The 21,600-nt window shown below is 40.6% G+C and carries 19 protein-coding genes; 4 read left to right on the plus strand and 15 right to left on the minus strand.

Annotation, left to right across the window (positions count from 1 at the left end):
* Position 1: 1 nt before the first annotated feature.
* The 4 genes from tgt to dut are packed head-to-tail and all read right to left on the minus strand — an operon-like array spanning position 2 to position 3,996.
* Positions 2 to 1,138 (minus strand): tRNA guanosine(34) transglycosylase Tgt, encoded by a 1,137-nt coding sequence (gene tgt, locus T530_RS0103285; RefSeq protein ID WP_051537790.1) that lies wholly within the window; start codon positions 1,136 to 1,138, stop codon positions 2 to 4.
* 1 nt (position 1,139) lies between these two features.
* Positions 1,140 to 2,219, minus strand: a complete 1,080-nt coding sequence (locus T530_RS0103290; protein WP_027727800.1) for an LptF/LptG family permease — start codon at positions 2,217 to 2,219, stop codon at positions 1,140 to 1,142.
* A gap of 19 nt (positions 2,220 to 2,238) precedes the next feature.
* A complete protein-coding gene (locus T530_RS13385; protein WP_252507349.1) occupies positions 2,239 to 3,543 on the minus strand; it encodes an LptF/LptG family permease in 1,305 nt (434 codons plus the stop codon).
* 12 nt (positions 3,544 to 3,555) lie between these two features.
* Positions 3,556 to 3,996: a dUTP diphosphatase gene (dut, locus tag T530_RS0103300; protein ID WP_027727801.1), complete on the minus strand. Its 441-nt coding sequence runs from the start codon at positions 3,994 to 3,996 to the stop codon at positions 3,556 to 3,558.
* Positions 3,997 to 4,061: 65 nt separating this feature from the next.
* Between dut and eda the strand changes: the two genes are divergently transcribed.
* Entirely contained in the window at positions 4,062 to 4,649 is a 588-nt protein-coding gene (gene eda, locus T530_RS0103305) for a bifunctional 4-hydroxy-2-oxoglutarate aldolase/2-dehydro-3-deoxy-phosphogluconate aldolase (RefSeq protein WP_027727802.1), read from the plus strand.
* A gap of 27 nt (positions 4,650 to 4,676) precedes the next feature.
* Here the strand turns inward: eda and T530_RS0103310 are convergent, their stop codons facing one another.
* From T530_RS0103310 to T530_RS0103330, 5 genes are all read right to left on the minus strand, one after another.
* Positions 4,677 to 6,764, minus strand: a complete 2,088-nt coding sequence (locus T530_RS0103310) for a methyl-accepting chemotaxis protein (RefSeq protein WP_027727803.1) — start codon at positions 6,762 to 6,764, stop codon at positions 4,677 to 4,679.
* Between the two features lie 120 nt (positions 6,765 to 6,884).
* On the minus strand, positions 6,885 to 8,990 hold the full coding sequence (pnp, locus tag T530_RS0103315; protein ID WP_027727804.1) for a polyribonucleotide nucleotidyltransferase: 2,106 nt from the start codon (positions 8,988 to 8,990) through the stop codon (positions 6,885 to 6,887).
* Positions 8,991 to 9,253: 263 nt separating this feature from the next.
* A complete protein-coding gene (rpsO, locus tag T530_RS0103320) occupies positions 9,254 to 9,523 on the minus strand; it encodes a 30S ribosomal protein S15 (RefSeq protein ID WP_027727805.1) in 270 nt (89 codons plus the stop codon).
* A gap of 161 nt (positions 9,524 to 9,684) precedes the next feature.
* Positions 9,685 to 10,269 (minus strand): hypothetical protein, encoded by a 585-nt coding sequence (locus T530_RS0103325; RefSeq protein WP_027727806.1) that lies wholly within the window; start codon positions 10,267 to 10,269, stop codon positions 9,685 to 9,687.
* 11 nt (positions 10,270 to 10,280) lie between these two features.
* Entirely contained in the window at positions 10,281 to 10,847 is a 567-nt protein-coding gene (locus T530_RS0103330; protein ID WP_027727807.1) for a hypothetical protein, read from the minus strand.
* A gap of 178 nt (positions 10,848 to 11,025) precedes the next feature.
* On the opposite strand from T530_RS0103330, the gene T530_RS0103335 reads away from it, so the two are divergent.
* Positions 11,026 to 11,352 (plus strand): helix-turn-helix domain-containing protein, encoded by a 327-nt coding sequence (locus T530_RS0103335; RefSeq protein ID WP_027727808.1) that lies wholly within the window; start codon positions 11,026 to 11,028, stop codon positions 11,350 to 11,352.
* 82 nt (positions 11,353 to 11,434) lie between these two features.
* Here the strand turns inward: T530_RS0103335 and T530_RS0103340 are convergent, their stop codons facing one another.
* The 3 genes from T530_RS0103340 to T530_RS0103350 all read right to left on the minus strand — a co-directional run bounded on the left by T530_RS0103340 (position 11,435) and on the right by T530_RS0103350 (position 14,096).
* Complete coding sequence (locus T530_RS0103340; RefSeq protein WP_027727809.1) at positions 11,435 to 12,232, minus strand: FAD synthetase family protein; 798 nt, start codon at positions 12,230 to 12,232, stop codon at positions 11,435 to 11,437.
* Between the two features lie 104 nt (positions 12,233 to 12,336).
* Positions 12,337 to 12,654, minus strand: coding sequence for a hypothetical protein (locus T530_RS0103345; RefSeq protein ID WP_027727810.1), 318 nt, complete (start codon positions 12,652 to 12,654; stop codon positions 12,337 to 12,339).
* 122 nt (positions 12,655 to 12,776) lie between these two features.
* Positions 12,777 to 14,096, minus strand: coding sequence for a sensor histidine kinase (locus T530_RS0103350; RefSeq protein WP_027727811.1), 1,320 nt, complete (start codon positions 14,094 to 14,096; stop codon positions 12,777 to 12,779).
* Between the two features lie 47 nt (positions 14,097 to 14,143).
* Between T530_RS0103350 and T530_RS0103355 the strand changes: the two genes are divergently transcribed.
* Positions 14,144 to 14,860, plus strand: a complete 717-nt coding sequence (locus T530_RS0103355) for a response regulator transcription factor (protein ID WP_027727812.1) — start codon at positions 14,144 to 14,146, stop codon at positions 14,858 to 14,860.
* 210 nt (positions 14,861 to 15,070) lie between these two features.
* On the opposite strand, the gene T530_RS0103360 is transcribed toward T530_RS0103355, so the two are convergent.
* The 3 genes from T530_RS0103360 to T530_RS0103370 all read right to left on the minus strand — a co-directional run bounded on the left by T530_RS0103360 (position 15,071) and on the right by T530_RS0103370 (position 18,246).
* The gene (locus T530_RS0103360; protein ID WP_027727813.1) at positions 15,071 to 15,889 is read right to left on the minus strand and encodes a carbohydrate ABC transporter permease; all 819 of its coding nucleotides are present in this window, start codon (positions 15,887 to 15,889) and stop codon (positions 15,071 to 15,073) included.
* On the minus strand, positions 15,889 to 16,779 hold the full coding sequence (locus T530_RS0103365; RefSeq protein WP_009104457.1) for a carbohydrate ABC transporter permease: 891 nt from the start codon (positions 16,777 to 16,779) through the stop codon (positions 15,889 to 15,891). The genes T530_RS0103360 and T530_RS0103365 overlap by 1 nt, the downstream gene beginning before the upstream one ends.
* 180 nt (positions 16,780 to 16,959) lie before the next feature.
* Positions 16,960 to 18,246 (minus strand): ABC transporter substrate-binding protein, encoded by a 1,287-nt coding sequence (locus T530_RS0103370; protein WP_027727814.1) that lies wholly within the window; start codon positions 18,244 to 18,246, stop codon positions 16,960 to 16,962.
* A 135-nt stretch (positions 18,247 to 18,381) separates the two neighbouring features.
* Here T530_RS0103370 and T530_RS0103375 point away from each other — a divergent pair, with 135 nt between their 5' ends.
* Positions 18,382 to 21,600, plus strand: coding sequence for a glycoside hydrolase family 2 TIM barrel-domain containing protein (locus tag T530_RS0103375; protein WP_027727815.1), 3,219 nt, complete (start codon positions 18,382 to 18,384; stop codon positions 21,598 to 21,600).

Genomic DNA, 21,600 nt, shown 5'->3' on the forward strand with positions numbered 1-21,600 from the left:
CCTAGACTCCCTGATGGAACTTTTCAAGGAAGTTTTTGCGGTATTCTTCAAAGCGGTCTTCGTTGATTGCCGCGCGGATTTCGTGAATCATATTGTGAAGGAAGTAGAGGTTGTGATAGCTTGCAAGAATTGAGCTGAGGATTTCCTGTTCCTTGAAAATATGGCGAAGGTATGAACGGGTGTAAGTTCGGCAAACCTTGCAGTTGCACTCAGGGTCGAGCGGCTCGTGACAGTGAGTCCAGCGTTCCTGCTTAATTGAAAGCATTCCTCGGTGAGTAAAGTAAGAGCCGTTTCGGGCATTGCGGGTTGGAAGAACGCAGTCAAACATGTCGATTCCGGCCTGTACGGCGTCCAGAATGTATTCCGGGGTTCCGATTCCCATTACGTACTTAGGCTTGTTCTCCGGCAGATACTGAACGGTATAATTAAGGAATTTTGTGAACTCTTCAGGAGTTTCGCCGACGCTAAGACCGCCGATTGCGATACCAGGCAGGTCCTGTTCGCTTACAAATTCTGCGCTCTGCTTTCGAAGGTCTTCAAAAAAATTTCCCTGAACGATTGGGAAAAGCATTCCCTTGTAGCCCTGGTCGTTTACGGCGTGCTCCCACTCTTTTTTGGCGCGAAGGAGCCAGTCGCTCGTAACTTTTAAAGCTTTTTCGGCAACCTTACGGGGTTCACCGGCACCGGTACAAACGTCAATCTGCATCTGGATGTCGGAATTAAACTTGCGCTGGGTCTGCACTACGCTTTCAGGCGTAAACATGTGGTAGCTTCCGTCGATATTGCTCTGGAAGCGGACACCTTCGTCAGTGATTTTTCGCAGCTTTGAGAGGCTCCAAACCTGAAATCCGCCCGAGTCTGTTAAAAAGTTTCTGTTCCACTTAGAAAAACCGTGAAGTCCGCCGGCTTCTTCAATAAGGTCTGCGCCCGGGCGAAGGTAAAGATGATAGGTATTTGCAAGGATAATTTCAAAATTGATTTCTTCAAGAAAATCCTTTGGCATTGCCTTTACAGTGGCATTGGTTCCAACCGGCATAAAAACAGGAGTCTGAACGTCGCCGTGAGCCAGGTGAATAACGCCTGTGCGGGCCTTGCCGTCTGCGGAAGTGTGGTGTATGTCAAAAATGTTTGTAATCATATTAAGTCCTACTATATTTTAATAATATTATACTAGCAATTGTAAATAAAATCACAGGCGACCAGGCGCCCGCAAAAGGTGTTATGTAGCCGTGCTTTGCAAAAACCATCGTTACCATGTGCATGACATAAAAAAGTACGGAGGCGCTGATGCAGGAAGCAAGGCTGATTAAAAGCACGTTCTTTTTTGTCTTTCCCGTAAGCCCGATTGAAAGAAAAACAACGATAAAAACGATAAAGGGAAAGGCAAATTTCTTATAGTATTCCGAAAGCTGCTGACCAAAAGGAAGTCCCGCCTTTCTAAGATGCTCAATATAGATTTTTGCTTCCTTTGCCGAAACTGACTGAACGTCCACTATATTTTTTCGGAAGATTTCATAGCTTTCCGTAAGTTTTTCTTCAAGGGTGCTGTCAAAGCTGGCAGTCGAAAAGCGGCCGCTTTCATCACGCTTGTATTCCAGAGTATTCTGAAGGCGCCAGTGCCCCGCATCAAAATCCCATATAGCTAAATCCGAATGAATGACGCTGATAAGATTTTTATTTTCATCGCGGAAGATTACATAAAGATTTTGAAGTCGTTTGGTTTCTTCATAATAACGGGCTGCATTATAAATGATTTTTCCGTTTTCTGAAATTACAATTACGTTATTGTTGTTATCGCTTTCAAATTTCTGAAGAAGATGATTTTGCAGCTTCATTTTCTTTTCGTAGGTCTGAACTACTACCCCATTTTCAAAGGCAAAAAGGGCAATAGAAAGAATAATAGAAAGAATGAGGGCAGGAGCCGTAAACTTAAAAAGCGAAACTCCTGACGCAAAAAGAGCCTCAAGCTCATTATTGGCGTACATGTTACTTAGCGTATAGGATGAAGAAAAAAGAATTGCAACCGGCACGGCATACCAGATTGTTTTTGGAATATAATTGAGCATTACCACGCCAATATCGTGCCAGGAACTTCCGTTCTGAAGGTAAGTCGTAAGGTTCATAAAAAGGTCGACAAGATTGAGGACCAGGGCAAAAAAGAGAACCGCGCCAATAAAAAGAGGAATCATTTTTTTCAGAAGATAGCCGACAAGTTTCAAAAAAAAATCTCCCGTAAGCCTACTTTTTTAACAAAACGGCAAGGAAAGCCAGGGCCATAACACCGATTACAAAATTAGGCACCCAGATACACCAGAAAGGATCAAGTCCTACTCTCTGAACAAAAAGCTGGCCCATAATCTGCATTGCCCAGTAAAGAACGCAGACAACAAGTCCTATAAAAAGACAGATTGTCTGGCCGTGGTGCTTTCCGAATACAAAGGCAATTGAAAAGGCCAGGAAGGCAAAAAAGATTGAACCGAAAGGCAGGGCAAACTTTTTATGAAACTCCATCGTCCAAAGTCGCAGGCGTCGGTTTTCAGCAAAAGAGTCGCTTGTATTTTCTTTCATGCGTTTAAGTTCGCGGGAAAGGTCGTAGGTTGTCATTTCGCGGGCAGAATGAGATGTATTTCCAAGCACAGCCTTATCAAAAACGTTGAGGACCGTGCGTTCAGATTCCAGAACATCGTAATTATGCTTTAAATTGTGCTTGATAGAAAGAACGGTGGCATCATCCATGGAAAGTTCCATTAAAACTCCTTCTGTCTGGCCGCCGCGAAGGGAAGATTTTCCTGCAATAATGATTTTATCAGTATCGTTATCTGTATCAAAAAGAATAAGGTCACTTACAGAGCCGGAGTTCACCTGCCCCATCACAATGCTTGCGCTGTCCAGAGTTTTAACGCTGTTTGATTCCAGGGAAACGGTCGGCGTAGACTGCATGATTTTTCTGAAAAGCTGATTGTATTTCATCGTTCCAAGCGGAAGAAGATAATCGTTTACAAAAAATGAGCCGATTGAAATTGCCGTTCCCAGAATGATTACAGGGTAAAAAATCTTAATGAAAGAAAAGCCCGAAGCCCGGAAAATCAGGATTTCGTTACTGCTCATCATGCCGCCAAGGCTCATGGAAAAACCGACAAGGGTTGCAAAAGGAGCTGACTGGGCAATGATAAAAGGAAGGCTGTAAAACATAATCCTCATTACGTCGCTGAAGGGCGCTGATTTTGCAAGCAGCTGTTCAACAGTAAGAAGAATCTGATTTACAAAAAAAATCATAAAAAAGAAAAGAAAGGCAACAAGAAAATATAAAAATAAATCCTTAAAAAGATATTTTACAAGGATATGATTTTTAAGCTCGCCTGATTTTAATACATTTACGCTGAACCACTCATATTTTGCTTCAACATATTCAATTGCCGGACTCAGTTTTTCAAGAATCCGGTCTATGAGAGGCTCAATGCGTTTGTAAAATCTTGATTTTCGGTCAGAAACAATCCTAAGCGCGTGCTCAAACTGTTTCTTTATTTTTGTAATGTCAGGCAAGCTAAAACTTCCTTACACTCCGGTAGAACCAAATCCGCCGGCTCCTCGTTCTGTTTCTTCAAGGCTTTCTACCACAGAAAAATCAGCCTGAATCACAGGAGCAACAAGCATCTGGGCAATGCGGTCACCGTTATTAACTGTAAAAGGCTGAGAGCCAAGGTTGATTAAAATTACGTTGATTTCGCCGCGGTAATCGCTGTCGATTGTGCCCGGAGTATTCAAAACAGTTACTCCGTTTTTTGCAGCAAGACCTGAACGAGGCCTGATCTGAACCTCATAGCCTTCCGGGATTTCAAAAAAGAGGCCGGTTGGAATCATTGCAGATTTTCCGCTTTCAATTACCACAGGACTTTTTACCAGAGCGCAGATATCTGCCCCTGCAGCGCCATTAGTTTTATAAACAGGAAGCTTTGCTCCCTCTGAAGCTACAACTTTAATATTTATCTTTGTCATAATAATATTATAGGAGATAATTTGATAATTGAAAACCCGACAATAGTTTTGATATAATTAACTAAATGTTTGAAGAAATTGTAAGCAGACTTAGTGAAGTAAAAATTGTTCCCGTTGTTACTGTCTTTGATAAGGATGAAGCGGTAAAGCTTGCCCATTCTCTTGTAAACCGGGGATACAGCGCAGTGGAGTTTGCATTCAGAAGCGCTACAGGTGCAGAAAGTGATTTTATAAAAGCCGGAGAATGCATTCAGGCGGTAAGGAAACTATGTCCTAAAATGCTTTGCGGTGCCGGCACCGTAATCAATCCAAAACTTGCAGAACTCGCAAAAAACAGCGGCGCCCAGTTTGTAATGTCACCAGGCTTTAATCCTGCGACAGTCGAATGGTGCATTAAAAATGATATGGCAATATTTCCGGGCGTAAACTCGCCAAGTCAGGTAGAAGAAGCCTTGATGTATGGCATTGATGTATTGAAGTTTTTCCCGGCAGAAATAAGCGGCGGGGTAAAAATGTTAAAGGCTCTTGGCGGACCTTTCCCGACGGTGAAGTTTATACCGACGGGCGGAATTGATGCCGCCAACGCCGACGATTACCTTGCCTGCAAGAATGTAATCGCCGTAGGCGGTTCGTGGGTTTGCCAGATCAGGTAAGGCAGCTGTCCTACCTTCCCTCGCAAATTAAACCTTAAACTGGTCAATCTGCTCGCCGATTTCGGCAATTGATTCGTTCATCTTGCCTGCAATTCCGTGAAGAGCAGAACCGGTTTCATTAATCTTTTTAGCACCGATAGACATTTCGTCCATCCCCTGAGTCATGCTGACAGTAGCATCCTGCAAAAGCTGAACTTCCTTCAAAATCATCTTATTGCCTTCTGCCATTTCAGAAGAAGCAGTTCTTACTTCGCCGGTACTGTCATTCATATTATGAAGGGCTTCTGTAATCTGTTTAGAACCTTCGTTCTGTTCTTCCATTGCAGTCTTAATGTGAAGGACAAGGGCATCAGTTTCTTCAAGCTTGAGTGAAACAGTTTCAAAGGCGATACTTGCATCTGAACTGGCCTCAACAACTTCATTAATAGAATCCTTGATATTTGTAAGCTGCACACCGATTGTCTTTGACTGTGCAGTAGAAGTTTCTGAAAGTTTTCTGATTTCGTCAGCAACAACAGCAAAGCCCTTACCAGCTTCACCGGCATGAGCAGCCTCAATTGCCGCATTCATTGCAAGAAGGTTTGTCTGACTTGCAATTGCAGAAATAGCGCCGTTTGCTTCCTGAAGCATCTGAGACTGAGCTTCAATCTGTTCAACGCGGGCATTTACAGCCTTCTGTTTTTCAATACCAGTATGAGCGTTCATGCGAAGGTCATTGAAAGAACGGGCCATCTTATCAACAGAACCGTTTACTGAAGAAATATTTCCGATCATCTCTTCTACGGCAGCAGAAGCGGCAGAAACACCGCGGGACTGTGCCGCAATCATGTTTTCAAGAGATTCAATATTTGAAGCAATCTGGTTTACAGCGCCTGCAGTCTGATTTACACTCTGAGTCTGACCGCTGATCTGCTTGCGCATTGAATCAATGTTAGAAATAATTTCTGTAATGGAAGCGGCAGTATCACCTACACTTGCACTCATTGTCTCACCAACGCTTCCAAGGTTAGATTTAGAATCTTTTACGGCAGAAATAATCTGCTGCAGTTTTTCTGTAAAGGCATTAAATCCTTTTACCACGTTACCGATTTCATCATTTGAAGTAACTGCGATGCGTTTTGTAAGGTCGGCATTACCGCTTGCAATTTCAGTAATAGAAGCTTCAACAGTCTTAAGAGGCTTAATACTCATAGAAATAATCAAAGTACTGATTGTAACGGCAATAATCAAAATAATTGCAATGGCAATCAGCATTGAAGTAGCCATTTTTGTAATTACGCCAAAGAATTCAGAGAATGGAGCCATACAGAAAACAGCCCAGTCACAGTTACCGCCGACAGGACGATAAGAAGCAACCATAAGTTTTTTGCGCCAAGGCTCAAAGAAAACCTTATAGGCCACAGTTCCCTTCATTGTATCAGTAATTGCTTCCTTCATGGCGCCGCTTGTAGAATCGCGGAGAACCTGCCCTTCTTCTACGAATTTAACATCAGAGTCAGCAACAGTTTTTCCTGTCTTCATATTGATAACAAAGGGGTGACTTGAACTTCCGATTGTAATGTCTTTACAAAGCTTTGAAGGAGCATCTCCGTGAGTTATTGCAACAATAGCACCTGTAATTCTTCCCGAATACAAATCACGTACAGGAACAGAATAGAAGATCAAAAGCTTATTATTTACAGGACTGATTGTAGGGTCAGAAATATAATGCTCGCCTTTTATTGCACGCTTAAAATATTCACGGTTTGAAAAATCAATTACACTTCCGTCAGTAGTTATGGAAATACCATTTTCATCATAATAAGAAATGTTTTCGTAATTTGTGTTTATTTTCTTTGCACTGGAAACGATTTCTGTTTTTTCCTGATTTGATACCGAAGGATCCTGAATTACAGACATATTTGCAAGAACGTCCAGCATGTGAAATTCTTTTTCATTATTTTCGCGGATCAGGTTTGCGGCATTTTCAGAAATGGCAATAATCTGATTTTCTACAGAATTTCCAAGTGATGATTTTGCCATTGTATAGGCAATAAATCCTAAAACAACATTCGAAAAAATTACAATTCCCAAAAGCAAAACAAGCAGCTTAAATTTTAAACTGTTTAACTTCATATAAGTACCTCAAAAAAAAAGAAAAGTCGCCCGATTAAGGACGACTTTTTTATTTATGAACAGAGTATAATACTTTTACTCCTGATAATCAAGAATGCTTATTTCTGTTTATTCCTGTTCTTATTTCTTTTCTTCGAGAGCGTCTACATAAGAAAGGTTGAGACGGCCCTGCTTGTCAACTTCAAGAAGTTTTACAGGAATCTGCTGACCTTCTTTCAAAACATCAGTTACCTTGCTTACACGCTGGCGGCTGAGTTTTGAAATGTGGCAGAGACCTTCTTTTCCAGGAAGGATTTCTACGAAAGCGCCGAATTCCATAATGCGTTTTACAGTTCCCTGGTAGATTGTTCCTACTTCTGGATCTTCTGTAATGCCCTTTACAGCCTTCTTAGCAGCTTCTGCATTCATTCCGTTCTTAGAGTAGATTGTTACAGTTCCGTCATCATCAGTGTTGATTGTTACATCATACTGCTGGCACAAAGCTTTTACGTTCTTTCCGCCAGGTCCAATCAAAGCACCAATCTTGTCTACAGGAATCTTCATTGTAAGAATCTGTGGAGCGTTCTTAGCGAGTGGAGCTGGTTTGTCGATGCACTTCTCCATAATAGAGAGGATGTGGAGACGACCCTGACGAGCCTGTTCCATAGCCTTCTTCATGATTTCTGTTGTTACACCGGCAATCTTAATATCCATCTGGAAACCAGTAATACCGTCTTTTGTTCCGGCTACTTTGAAGTCCATATCACCAAGGTGGTCTTCTTCACCAAGGATATCGCTCAAAATCTTATAGCGGCCATAAGGATTGTCTCCCTCTGGTTCTGTGATAAGACCCATAGCAATACCAGCTACCATCTTCTTCATTGGAACACCGGCAGCCAGCATACAAAGTGTACCACCACAAGTAGAAGCCTGTGATGAAGAACCGTTAGATTCCATGATTTCAGAAACTACGCGGATTGTGTAAGGGAACTCTTCGCGGCTTGGAACCATAGCAGCGAGTGAGCGGCGAGCGAGGTTACCGTGACCAATTTCGCGGCGGCCTGTTGTAAGCTTACCAGTTTCACCAACTGAGTATGGTGGGAAGTTATAGTGAAGGATGAAGTGCTCTGAGCGATCTCCATCAATATCATCATAAGACTGTTCGTCCATTGCAGTACCAAGAGTACATACAGCAAGAGACTGAGTTTCACCGCGGGTAAAGAGAGCCGATCCGTGAGGAGTTGGCAATACGTTTACTTCGCATGTAATAGGACGGATTTCATCAGTCTTACGACCGTCAATACGAACACCGTCATCAAGAATTGATTTACGAAGAAGTTTGTACTGGATGTCATCCATCAAAGTCATGAACAATTTAGCCTGAATTGGGTCTTCCAGCTGTTCAGCATATTTTGCAGCAAGTTCTTTTTCAACTTTTGCAATAGCCTTTCCGCGGTTCATTTTTCCGTCCTGGAAGCAGGCTTCTTTCAAAAGTGGAGTTGCTTCAGCTTCAATCTGTTCAGCGTTAGCCAGAGTTACATCAAGAGGATTCAAAGGAAGTTTTTCTTTTCCGGCCTTAGCAGCAAGTTCTTCCTGAAGCTTACACATATCAGTAATGAAAGCCTGAGCCTTTTCCAAAGCGCCAAGCATTACTTCTTCAGAAACTTCGTTTGCACCACCTTCAACCATTGTAAAGCCGTCTTTAGTTCCGGCAACAACGATTTCAAGCTCGCTTTCTTCAATCTGCTTGAAGGTTGGGTTTACAATGTACTCGCCGTTCAAATATCCGATACGGCAGGCAGCAACCGGGCCGTGGAAAGGAATATCAGAAATTGTAGTTGCAGCAGAAGCTGCAATTACAGCAAGAATGTCCTGAGTGTGAACACCGTCACAAGAAACACAGGTTGGAACAATCTGGAGCTCGTGACCAAATGAAGGTTCAAAAAGAGGGCGCATAGGACGGTCGATAAGGCGGCTTACCAAAATTTCCTTATCCTTTGGACGACCTTCGCGCTTTACAAAACCGCCAGGGATTTTTCCGGCAGCATAGAATTTTTCATTGTACTCAACAGTAACAGGAACGAAATCCTGACCTTCAGTTACGCTTGAAGAAGCACAAATTGTTGCGATAATAGCGGCTCCGCCCCACTGAGCGTAAACACAGCCGTTAGCCTGTTTACCGATTTTTCCAGTTTCCAGGATGAGATCGGCATCTCCAAGTTTGTAGGTTACTCTTTCTACAGACATAAATTTTACTCCTACATACGTCACTACATCCGACGCATGCTTTTTTCTATTTATTAGTTACACTAATATTCAAAATAATAATAGTTTATTTTAAGCCATAACAATCAATTAATCAATGGATAAATAAGGAGGGAGGAGCCCCTCCCTGCGGTCGCACTTCGTTGCGCCCTACCCACCCAGCGGGGAGTTCCCCGCAACGCCCCCTTCTACCCGTTAAAAACAAAAACCGCCCGATGAACGAGCGGCTTTTTAGCAAACTTAATCTATTTGCGGAGACCAAGTTCTTTGATGAATGCACGGTAACCTTCAAGGTCTGTGCGTTCAAAATAGCGGAGCATCTTACGACGCTGACCAACTACCTTAAGAAGAGCACGTTTACCGCAAGCATCTTTTGGGAATGCTTTTGAGTGTGCTGTAAGCTGTGCTACACGCTGAGTAAGCAAAGCAATCTGAACTTTTACGTTACCAGTGTCTGTGTCTTTTGCACCGTACTGTTTTACGGTTGCGGCAGTTGTTTCTTTTGAAAGTGCCATTATGGAACCCCTTAAAAATATTATTTTTCTGCATAGGCGAAAAACTTTGCAGGTCAAATCCCGGGTTTCTGGGAAGAAATCACAAAGTAAGTCGTATTAACAGAATGAAAACATAATAAATTATTACAAAGATTTAATCAACTTAAATTAACAGATTTTCCTTAGTCTGCTAATTCAGGATAAGCTTTGTCATAATATTGACAGGTACAAGCAACCCATTTACCTTCAACTTTTTCGAAAAAGAATTTGTAGATTTCTTTTCTATCGGCAGTTAAGTACCATTTCAAATTATTTCCTTGCAACACAAATCCTCTAGATGGAGCTTTGCTATCATCAACGTAAACTTCGTAAACATCAATTTCAGTTATAGGTGTATAAGTGCTATTAGCATATTTATACATGATTCCATAAGCAAATCCTCTAGAAGTATCTTCTTCAGTAAGTTCATATTTGATTGTTTTTACATACTTCAATTTAAGATATGTGCTATCAAAACTAGGGGCAGTTTTGTAATCAAATCCTTTAGGATAGAAAACATAGCTGATACCTTTGTTTCCACCATAATAAGACAAGTTAGAATCAATGTGCTCTTTTGACATTGATGTTATACGAGTATAACCTGTGTAATCTTCAACTGTTGTTCCTGTAGGTTTTGTTTCAGAAACGATTGAATAATCATCTGCGTTAGGATTGGCGCAAGATACCAACAACATTGCAAATGCAACCAAGATTAAAAGTTTTTTCATATTTAAACCTCTTATATATTTTTCCCCTTCAACCAAAGATAATTATCAAAAGTTCTTCGTAAAAACCACTCTTCATTAAAAACAGAATTCCAGTTTACAATGCCCCTTTCATGTAATTCTTTAGTCAGTTCAACTTTGAACAGTGCATATTGTTTTTCCCAAACAGTACAAAAATTAGAATATGAGTCTATTTCTTTTCCAGTTATTTCTTTAAGATAATTCTTCGCCTGAGAATCCATTATGATTACATCATGATTAAAAACCCATAAAATTTTCGAAGCTGCGACAACTGCATTTTTTATTCTGTCATTCAAAAGTCCTGCTTCATAAAAACACAGTGAAAGACGTTCGGGATTGAAATCTTCAGGATTTTTCTCTATGAACTTTATAGTCACATTGTAAATATTCTCATCATTATTACTCTTAAAATTTCTGGAAATCTTCATTCCAGAAAGATACTTATGGAAGCATTTTATTTTTGCTTGATTATTTTTATCTCTTATGCAGTCAATATATTTCTTTTCATAATCTTCATAAGCAAGAAAATATCTGAATAAATCCGCAATTGTTATTTCCATAAAAAATAACCCTAATTAAACAACAGATTATAACTATGTCTATAGATTACATATATTAATCAACACAGTTTTATACTCTTTATTATAAAATATTTTAAATATTTATCAAGCCTGTCTTATTTTTATATAAATACTTTAACACTGTTTCATTTTATCTATTTATATTCATATTAAAACCATGAATCTAAAAGAAGTCTTCATCAATAATCTAAAATTTTACAGAAAACAAAAAGGACTCACACAAAACGAACTCACTCTTGCTCTAGACAAAAGTTACAATTATATAAACAGCATAGAACAAGGAAAAATGATGCCGTCTTTTGAAGCAATTGAGCAAATTTGCAATGTTCTTGAAATAAAAGCCGTTCAGCTTTTTGACGAAAATGCTTCACCAGACAACATCAAAACATTCGACAAAGAAAATTATATAAATAAACTTTCTGAAAAACTATTTGAAAAACTAAAAACGCTAATTAAAACGGAAATCAGAAACACAATAAAATAAACACTCTAATGCAAATGGAATTAATAACGAAAACAATATACATAAAAAATCTGTGTTTATCTGTGCCCCATCTGTGGCTATTCTAAAAAGTCACACTAACAAGATTACTCTGCAGATCAAAAATCAGTTCATCTGCTGTAATTTCCAGGCGGATTGATTCTCCCTTCTCATCTTTTACTCGGTAAATACCGTTTGGCGGAAGCACCTGGCTGATTTCAGACTTTTTTATCACCAGTGTCTTATCAGAAATCTGAGTGCATTTTTTTAGTGAAAGCTCGTACGGACGGGTAAGAAGTTCCTGGGCGGCAGAAAAAAAGCCTTTTTTAATCATGCTTCTTATATAGGAAGAAGATATTCTTTCTTCCTCATCAGTTCCGGCCTTATACAAAACCTGAGGAACAAAACTTGTCTTTACACCGTTCTGCTCTGCCCAGTATTTTATGGCAGTCATATCTGTAGCGCCCTTGTAACCGCAGCGGAAATCTTCACCTTCTACAAAAATGCGCATATTGCAGACATTTTTCAAAATTGTAAGGAAGTCGTGCCCCGCGATTTTAGAAACTTCGTCGGTAAAATCAAGAACGATGGCAAATTTAATTCCAAGCTCTTCCATCAAAGAAAGTCGCTGTTCAAGAGTAGAAACATCGCCTGCATAATCTGAGGAATGCTTGTAAAGTGGAAGAGGACGGTTAAAAGTCACGATTCCAGGAAGAAGGTTTTCCTTCTGACACAGATTTACAAGTTCCTGAATAATCTTTCTGTGTCCAAGATGAAGACCGTCAAAACTTCCTATTGAAATACCAGATCCGGCAAGAAGTTCCAGCGGAGATTCTTCTTTTGAAACTGAATTCTGAATGTCTTTCCACGAGTACAAAATCATATTTTCTATTATATCGAATTTACGGCAAAAAAAAAGTCCTGCGGAACCTACCGCAGGACAGGGGTAACAACTTTAATAGTTGCAAAAAGAAAAGTGCTTGCCGATTATTTTTTCAGCGCCACATTCCTCATAAAAGTATTGTCGGCACTATAAGCAACCACATCTTTCATACTGCCTGTTTTAAGCGGGAGAATTACGATTGAGTTTTCTGCGCCAGAAACAACTACCATCGTAGAATTCAAACCGGTTGCAACCGTCGTTGAATCCGTTATTCTCATACCGACCTTTACAGGACTCCAGGTACCGTCTTTTTCTCTATAAGTTACTTTACCTGAAACGGCCCTCACAAGGTAACTTTGCTCTGCAAAAAGAGCAAAACCAAATAAAATAAAAACGACACATAAGGAAAAAAATTTCTTCATTTTCCCTCCCAAAAAGAAAATTCGCTTCCATTTTTTAATCTATGAACGTTTTTTTATGTGTCAGAATTTATTATAAATCAGAAAAACAAAAATGCAAGAAAATTATTCCGTCTGCAGTCTTTTTACAATTTCAGTTCGTCGGCAGCGATATTTACAAGAGGAATTTGAATTTCAAGGCGGAAGCCGCCCTCTTTTGGAGTTGAAACTTCAAGCCTTCCCATAACCTTACTGAGGCGCTCCTCCATACCCGCAAGACCGATTCCTTTTACAACTTCCTTTGAACCGATACCGTCATCCTTTATCACCATTGTAAGAAGGTTTACATCATCCCAGAAGGTAACATAAATATTTTTTGCCCGGCCGTGACGGATTGCATTTGTAAGGCCTTCCTGCAGAGTATGCATGATAATTGCATTAATCGTAATTCCGTAATTTTCCTTAAGGTTTCCGCTCTGAATATCCACCTTGATTCCGGTAATCTGCTGGAAAATACGCTTGATTTCATAAACTGCGGTAAGGTTATTTTGAGTCGGTGATTCAACTTCACGAATCTGGCGGAGAGTTTTTCTGGTTTCCTTAAGTCCGTTTGAAGCAAGGTTTCGCACAGTCAGAAGAGTATCAGAAAGCTTATCGCGTTCAATTTCAGGATTACTCATAATGGCATCAATAATTGCCGTTATATTCACAAAAGCGTAACCGCAGGAATCGTGCATGTCTCGGGTAATTCTCATGCGTTCATTCTGAACAGCTTCTTCTCCGTGATTCTTTGCATATTCCTGCAGCTTGTTGTTAAGTTCGGACATCTGATTCATTACAAGATTCTGGTGCTTTACCGTTTCCGAGGCCAGGATATAATTCTTTGCAATCTGCTTGAGAATCATGGCCATAACAGTACAAAGGGTCATTGTAAAAACAACAGAATTGATTTCACTAAAGCTTTTTACATATCGACTTACATTTCCTTCAACTGTGGAAAAACCGGAAAAGGCTTCTACCACGCTGAAAAACATTAAGGCAGTGGAACTTGTAATCAGCTTTACCCCGAATTTATAGCCGTAAACTGTACAAATCAAAAAGGAAATATAAATAAAAAGTTTGAGGGTAAAAGTCTGATTTGTAGAATAAGCCATCAGGCAGGCAGAAGTAAGTCCAAGAACATAAAAAAGGATTTTAGAATAAAAATTATCAATAAAAAGAATTGCGTATGCGCTTATTATATATAGAAGAAAAAAGGAGTAAAAAGTAAGGAAAAAGGATTTTTCAGTAAAAAAATCAGAAGTTGAAGATTTTATATTAATAGCCCGCATCGGTGAAAAGCAGAAAATATTAAGAAAGTTTGTAAAAGCAATAAGACATAAGCAAAGTACAATAAAGAAAGGAAAAACACGAAGAAGAAAAGCGGAATCATTTATTTCTAAACTAAAACGTCTTGAACGCAGCATTTTTTTTATTATACATCAAAATTGCAATCTGTGTTATAATTTAACATATGGAAAAGTTGAAATTGATGCTGGTGGACGACCAGAGCCTTTTTACCGAAAGTTTATGCACCTTTTTGAATAACTATGCTGAAGACATGCGTGTAGTCAGCAAGGCCTGTAATGGACGCGAAGCAGTTAAATTTTGCGAAATAGAAAAGCCCGATGTAATTCTGATGGATATTAATATGCCGGAAATGAATGGAATTGAGGCTGTAAAAATAATTAAATCAAAACACCCTGAAATCCTGATAATCATGCTTTCTACATACGACGAAGACGCTTACGTTCGCGAGGCGCTTTTGAGCGGGGCAAGCGGCTACCTTCTTAAGGATTTAAGTCCGACAGAACTTATTATGAGCATAAGGGCACTGAAGTCCGGCGTTCTGCAGATTAGTCCTAGCATTGTACAGAAGATGATTCAGGCCCAGTTCGTAGGTAGTTCAACATCTGACGGCGATGCAAAAGAAGCTGACAAACAGAAAGATTCTGATGAAAATGAAGCTCAGATAAAAGAAGCGGCAGAAAAAAAGTTTGAATGGCTTAAGACCCTTACAAAGCGAGAAAGACAGATTTTTGCCCTGATTGCAACCGGCCATGATAACGACGAAATTGCGGAAGAGCTGGATCTGGCCCTGCAGACAGTTAGAAATCAGGTAAGTACTATTTATTCCAAGTTAGGTGTTAAAGACAGGTTTGAAATAATTAAACTTGCCAATAAGGCTTAACCTTCCAATAAAAAAAAACAGCTCCCAGTCGATAAATGGTTTCCAAAACCGCGCAATAATGCGCTACACGTATTGTGCGGTAAAGAAACTATTGGACCTGCCGCTCACGCGGCAGCCACACAATAAGTGTTTTTGAAAACCATTTCTCTCCTTCGCGCTGTTTTTTTTTATATGCCTGTCACCTATAACCTGTCACCTATCACCTATACCCTATTTTACAGAGCCTGTAACACCTTCAATGAATTTCTTCTGCTGACTGAAGAATAGTACCACTGTTGGAATTGTCATGATTGATACACAGAGCATCAAAAGACCGTAGTCTGTTACGTAGCCGGCAGTCAAACCAGAAACCAAAAGCGGCATAGTCTGCATTTTCTGGTTCTGCATTACAATCAAAGGCCACATGTAGTTATTCCATGCAGTCATAAAGGTTACGATTGCGGCAGCAGCAAAGGTCGGAGCCATAATCGGAACGTAAACTCGGATGTAAATCTGAAGTTCATTTAAGCCGTCTACACGGGCAGCCTGAATTGTTTCAATTGGGAAACTTACTGAGTTCTGGCGGAAGAAGAAAATCAAAAAGGCTGTAGAAACACCCGGCAAAACAAATCCCATTGTTGAGTTCAAAAGATGAACTGTACTGAACATCTTGAAAAGAGGAACCATTGTTGTAGCAAGCGGAATCATCATGGAAAGAAGCAAAATGTTCATAAGGCGTGTCTTTGCCTTATCGCGGTAAATCTGGAAACCGTAACCTGCCATAGAACATACAAAAATACTCAAAATGGTCTGAATAACCGAAGTTCTGATTGAGTTCCAGAAAGCACGTGGAAGTCCTTTTGGAATATTACGGATATTATCCAAAAGTGCTGTACCCGGAGTGATTTTTCCTGTAATTACATCAACGGAACGGTTTGTAGCTCCTGCAATCATCCAGTAAAAAGGGAAAATTGAAAGAAGACAAACTATTACAATAAATGTATATTCTGCAGTTCTAAAAAGATTTGATTTATTTGTTAATCTACTCATTATTCTCTATCTCCTAATTTAAGTTGTATGAATGAAAGGAGCGCAACAAGAATCAAGATTGCATAAGAAACTGTTGCTGCATATCCGAACTGAGGGTTGAATCTGAAAGACAGATTGTAGATATACTGAGAAATTGTAAGCGTTGCATTTCCAGGGCCGCCGCCGGTAAGGTTACGCACTTCATCAAAGAGCTGAAGTGTACCGTTTGTAGACATAATTGCTGTAAGAAGAATTACAGGCTTAAGCTGTGGAAGTGTAATCTTAAAGAATGACTGAATTGGGTTTGCACCGTCAATGCGGGCAGCTTCGTAAATACTTGAATCAATATTCTGAAGACCGGCAAGAAAGAATACAGTATTGTAACCAGTCCAGCGCCAGGTGATTGTAAGGATAATTACAACCTTTGCCCAGATCGGGTCATCAAGCCAGTTGAAAGCTTCGTCAAGAATACCCCACTTTACAAAAAGAACGTTTACAAGTCCGTCCAGACTGAAAAGTGATTTGAAAATCAAGGCAGAACTTACAAGTGAAGTTGCGCAAGGAAGGAAAACTAAAGTTCTGAAAAGTCCCTTATATTTTAATTTGGGATCGTTCAAGATTGATGCCAGAATCAAAGCGAGGAAAAGCATGATAGGCACCTGGAAAACAAAGTAGATGAATACGTTTTTTACTGCGGCAATAAACATTTCGTCCTGGAAAAGACGCATGTAGTTTCGCAGCCCCGAAAACTGGAGATTGTTTCCCATTCCGCTCTTTAAAGACAGAATGAAAGACTGAATCATCGGGTAAAAACTCATAATGAAAATAAGAATTGAAGCCGGTGCAACGAAGTTCCAGCCTGCAATGCTGTATTTTCGCTCCAAGGATCTTGGTTTCTTTGCTAGTGGCATATTAGACTCCCTTAAAATACTTTTTTACAATTATTAATTTGCACTTACTTAAATGCACATTAAAAATTGTAAAACCCGGTAATTTGCGGGTCCCAGCGAGGGCATGGGGCTAAAAAAACTTCTATAAGTTTTTAATCCTCTAGCCCCATGCACATCCCACAAATTACCTAGTTCTGCAAATTAATATCCCATTAAGAACTCAACGTTCTTCTGTGCATCTGCAAGACCTGAATCGATTGTGCTTGAACCGTTCAAGATTCCGCTCATTGCAACACCAATTGCATTACGAGCTTCGTAGTTGAATACACCGTATTTAACCTGTGGGATTTTTCCAGAGTATTCTACGATTTTCTTGTAGATTTTATCTCCACCGAAGAAGTCGTTAGCAGCATCGTAAGCTGGAGAAGAAGCAGCTGGGAGCCATGTAGCGATTGCACCAGCAGATGGAAGAATCTTTGTATACAAATCAACGCTTCCACCGAATGTAGCGCTAAGGAAGTCTGCAGCAACATCAGCATGTTTAGAGCTGTTCATTACCATCCAGCTTGAACCACCCTGGCTAGAGTAGTTTACAGCAGAAGGAACACCGTCAACTTTTGGAGTGCTTACAACAGCCCATTTACCTTTCTGGTCTGGCTGAGTTCCGATTGTACCAACAATCCAGCATCCGTTGATTGTAGAAGCTACAGTTCCGTTGTTGATTGTTGCAACATAAGCGTTCCAGTCTGTTACTGTTACACAAACACCTTCCTTAATCATTTCAGCATAAAGGCTTACACATTTTTTAAGGATGTCGTTGTTCTTCATGAAAGGTTTTCCATCAGCATCGAAAAGCCATGTTCCGCAAGACTGAAGCATAAGCATGATACAGTCAGGTTCGTTTCCTACATAAGAAATCAAAGCTTTTCCTGTCTTAGCCTTTACAATTTTTCCGAGTTCGATAAAGCGAGACCATGTGATGTCATTGAAATCTTCAACTTTAAGACCAGCCTGTTCAATAATATCCTTGCGGAGGAATGTAGCAGTAGCACCGTTATCAAATGGAACTGAATAGTGCTTTCCGTTCATTTCACCATAGCCTACTTTGAAGCTTGCGAAATCATCAAGCTTAACTTTTCCATCAAGTGGATAGAAAGCCTTTGGATAGTTCTGCATATTCTTCTGAATTGCGTTATCCTGACAGAGGATGATATCAGGCAAAGATGATGTGTCATTTGCAGAAAGAGATGTGATAAGTTTCTGCTGAAGGTCATCCCAAGGTGTTTCTACAACATTGATGTTTACATTTGGATGAGATTCCTTATAGATTTTTGCAGCCTCATTCATAGAGAAGATGTTGAACTGAGGGTCCCAACACCAAACTGTTAAAGTTACGTCCTTATTAGCTGCACTTTTTCCGCCGCCACAGCTCATAAAGCCGGTAGCCATTGCAGCCAGTCCTAACAAAGCACATAATGTCTTTTTCATTTTTTCCTCCTAAGAAAAAACATTTTTAATATTTTATTGATTTCAGTTTAAGGCAGAATTCTCAAAATGAAAGGTAAAAAAATCCTAGTATTTAAATACCTTATTTTTTAGTACTTTTGAGCGTAAACTTAAAATATGAAAAACTTTTATGAAAATCCGGAAATACAGTCTTTAAATCGTCTTCCTATCAGAAGTCACCTTTTTCCTTTTGCTGATGCAAAATCTTCTATAATAGAATGCGCAGAAGGACCTGAAACTCACGAAAAAACAGAATCCACTTTTGTAAAATATCTTGACGGCCAGTGGGATTTTGCCTTTTCTACAAATCCGGATCTTTCTTTTGATGAAGTAAAAAAATGGGACAAAATCAAGGTTCCGGGAACCTGGTCCCTTCAAGGCTGGGATAAACCTCACTACACCAACGTTCAGATGCCATTTGATACAATTCCGCCAAATGTACCGGAAGAAAATCCTACGGGACTTTACCGCCTGAAGGTAAAAATTCCTGCAAAATGGAAGGGACGAAGAGTTGTGCTTCATATCGGTTCTGCAGAAAGCGTAACTCAGGTTTTTGTAAACGGTATTCAAGCTGGAATCAGCAAAGATACCCGTCTTCCTTGCGAATTTGATATTTCCTACTATATTAAGGATGCTCTTTCAAGCGGAAAAGAAGTTACAATCGACATCAAGGTTATCCGCTATTCTGATGCTTCTTTTGTTGAAGACCAGGACCAGTGGTGGTTTGGCGGCATTCACAGAAGCGTTTATCTTTATACAACAGAAGATACTTATATTGCAGACATTTCAGCCCTTTCTCACCTTGAAGAAGCAGGAGCAGTAATTGCAGCGGACGTTGACGGAATTAAAAATGCCTTCCACGAGGATAAAAATGCTCCAGGCTATAAGGCTGGCGACAAGGCAACTGGAATCATTCCTCTTTACGTAACTTTAGGACGAAGTGATTTAAGCCGTGAAGTTTCCCGCTTTAATCACGCTGATAACGACAGATTCGAACGGGTTGTAAAATATGCCGTTTATGAACTTGACGGCACTGTTCAAAAAGGCCAGGTTGGAAAGCAGATTGCAGAAGGCTGGAAAATGGGAACTTTGTGCCTTCGCCTGAACCTTAATCAAATCAGAACTCATATAAAGATTAAAAATCCTAAACTCTGGAGCCACGAACACCCGAATCTTTATCTTGTTTGCGTAAGTCTGCATGAATCTGACGGAGGAAAACCTGGACGCCACATTGAATCAACATGTTTTACAACCGGCTTTAAGTCAGTGCAGATTAAAAACCGCGAACTTTTAATAAATGGAAAGATGGTTTATATAAAAGGCGTAAACCGACACGAGCACAGTGAACTTCACGGAAAAACTCTGACAACAGAAAAAATGGTAAAAGACCTTCATATCATGAAGTCTTACAATTTTAACGCTGTCCGCACCTGCCACTATCCTGATGACGAAAGATGGTATGAGCTTTGCAACCGCTACGGAATGTACGTGCTGGATGAAGCTAACATAGAAAACCACGCAAATTACGATGTAATCACCCGCAGTGATGAATGGACCAACGCTTACATGCAGAGAATTATGCGCATGGTTCGCCGAGACAAAAATAATGTCTGCATTTTCGGATGGTCACTTGGAAACGAAAGCGGAGACGGCCAGAATCAGGTGGCGGCACAGGCATGGATTCGCCGCGTTGACCCTACCCGACTTGTTCATTATGAAGGCTTTGTCCGCCCGGCATTTACACAGGGCGATTTCAGTCTTGATTCGCTTGCACGCGGAAAAGGCCTGACAGACCTCATTGGACCTATGTACCCTTCAATTGCCCTTATTAAAGAATACGCAACAACCCGCGATGATTACCGCCCTATCATTATGTGTGAGTATTCTCACGCAATGGGAAATGCAAACGGTTCTCTAGGCGATTACTGGCGGGCAATTTACAGCACTCCAGGCCTTCAGGGCGGCTTTATCTGGGACTGGATTGACCAGGGCTTAGCTGCTGAGGCTCCAGAAGGAAAAGCAGGCCAGCCTCAGGGCGGAAAATACTGGAAATACGGAGCTGATTTTGGAGACCTTCCTAGCGATTATGATTTCTGTTTAAACGGAATCATGTTCCCGGACCAGACGACAAAGCCTGCTATGGAAGAATGCAAAAAACTTTTTGCACCGATAGCTTTCAAAAAACTTGATGCCGCAAACGGAAAGTACGAAGTTGAAAACCGCTTTGATTTTACAAGCCTTGATAACGTAAAGCTTATCTGGAAAGTTTTGAAAAACGGGAACTGCGTAAAAAATGGAGAAGTTCACCTTGGCGACTCAAAAGTTTTACCTGGAGAAAAAAAGGAAATCACAATTCCAACCGGTGAATTTACTTCTAAATCAGACGGCGAATATGTTCTGAACATCAACTTTGCCTATAAGAAGGCGACAAGCTTTGCAGCGGCAGGCTGGATTTTCGGACTGGATGAAGTCCTTCTGAACAAAGCAGATATTAGTTCTGCAATTTTCCAGAATAATGCTTCTGCAGAAGAATGCAGTCTTAATCAGCTTGCAAAAGACTTTACACCAGAGCTTTTCCGCTCATTTACGGAAAATGAATGTGTAAAAAGAGAGCTTAACAGAATAAATGAAAGTCCTCTTCCATTCTCACTCTTTAATAAGCCGACAGTCGAATGGCTTAAGAAGGATTTACCGGCAGAAGAAGTAAAAACAGACGGTAAAGGAGCCTTTGAAATTTTCACAGGAAGCAAGGCTGAGAAGAAGGAAAAACTTGCGGACGTGAAAGTGTGCTGTGAAAAAGCCACTTCCCCGGCGGGTACTCCTGCTGTAAAAGTTACTGCTGAGTTTGAACTTACTTCAGCAATGAAAGAATACCCTCGCGCAGGGCTTGCCGTAAAAATCCCTGCCGGCTACAAGACTGTAAACTGGTACGGACGCGGACCTCAGGAATGTTATTCAGACAGAAAGGACGGCGCTATGCTGGGACTTTACACTAAGAAGGCATGTGAACTTGAAGTTCCATATATTGTGCCTCAGGAAAACGGCAGCCGCTGTGACACCCGCTATCTCTGCCTTGAAGGAGAGGGAGTAAAGCCTTTGCACATTCAAAGCGAAGTTCCTTTCAGTTTTAATTACAGCCGATACACTGAGGCGGATTTGTGGAAATGCGAACACAGAAGTGAACTCACACCGACTTGCGGCGCGAAGGACGGATACTATACGCTGCACCTGGATGCTATAATGCGCGGGGTGGGCACTGGTGCCTGCGGACCGGACACACTGCCGGAGTACAAAGTACTCCCAGGCAAGTACAAGCTGGAATTCTTGATCTATTAG

Source organism: Treponema sp. C6A8, from assembly GCF_000619925.1.
Classification (GTDB): Bacteria; Spirochaetota; Spirochaetia; order Treponematales; family Treponemataceae; genus Treponema_D.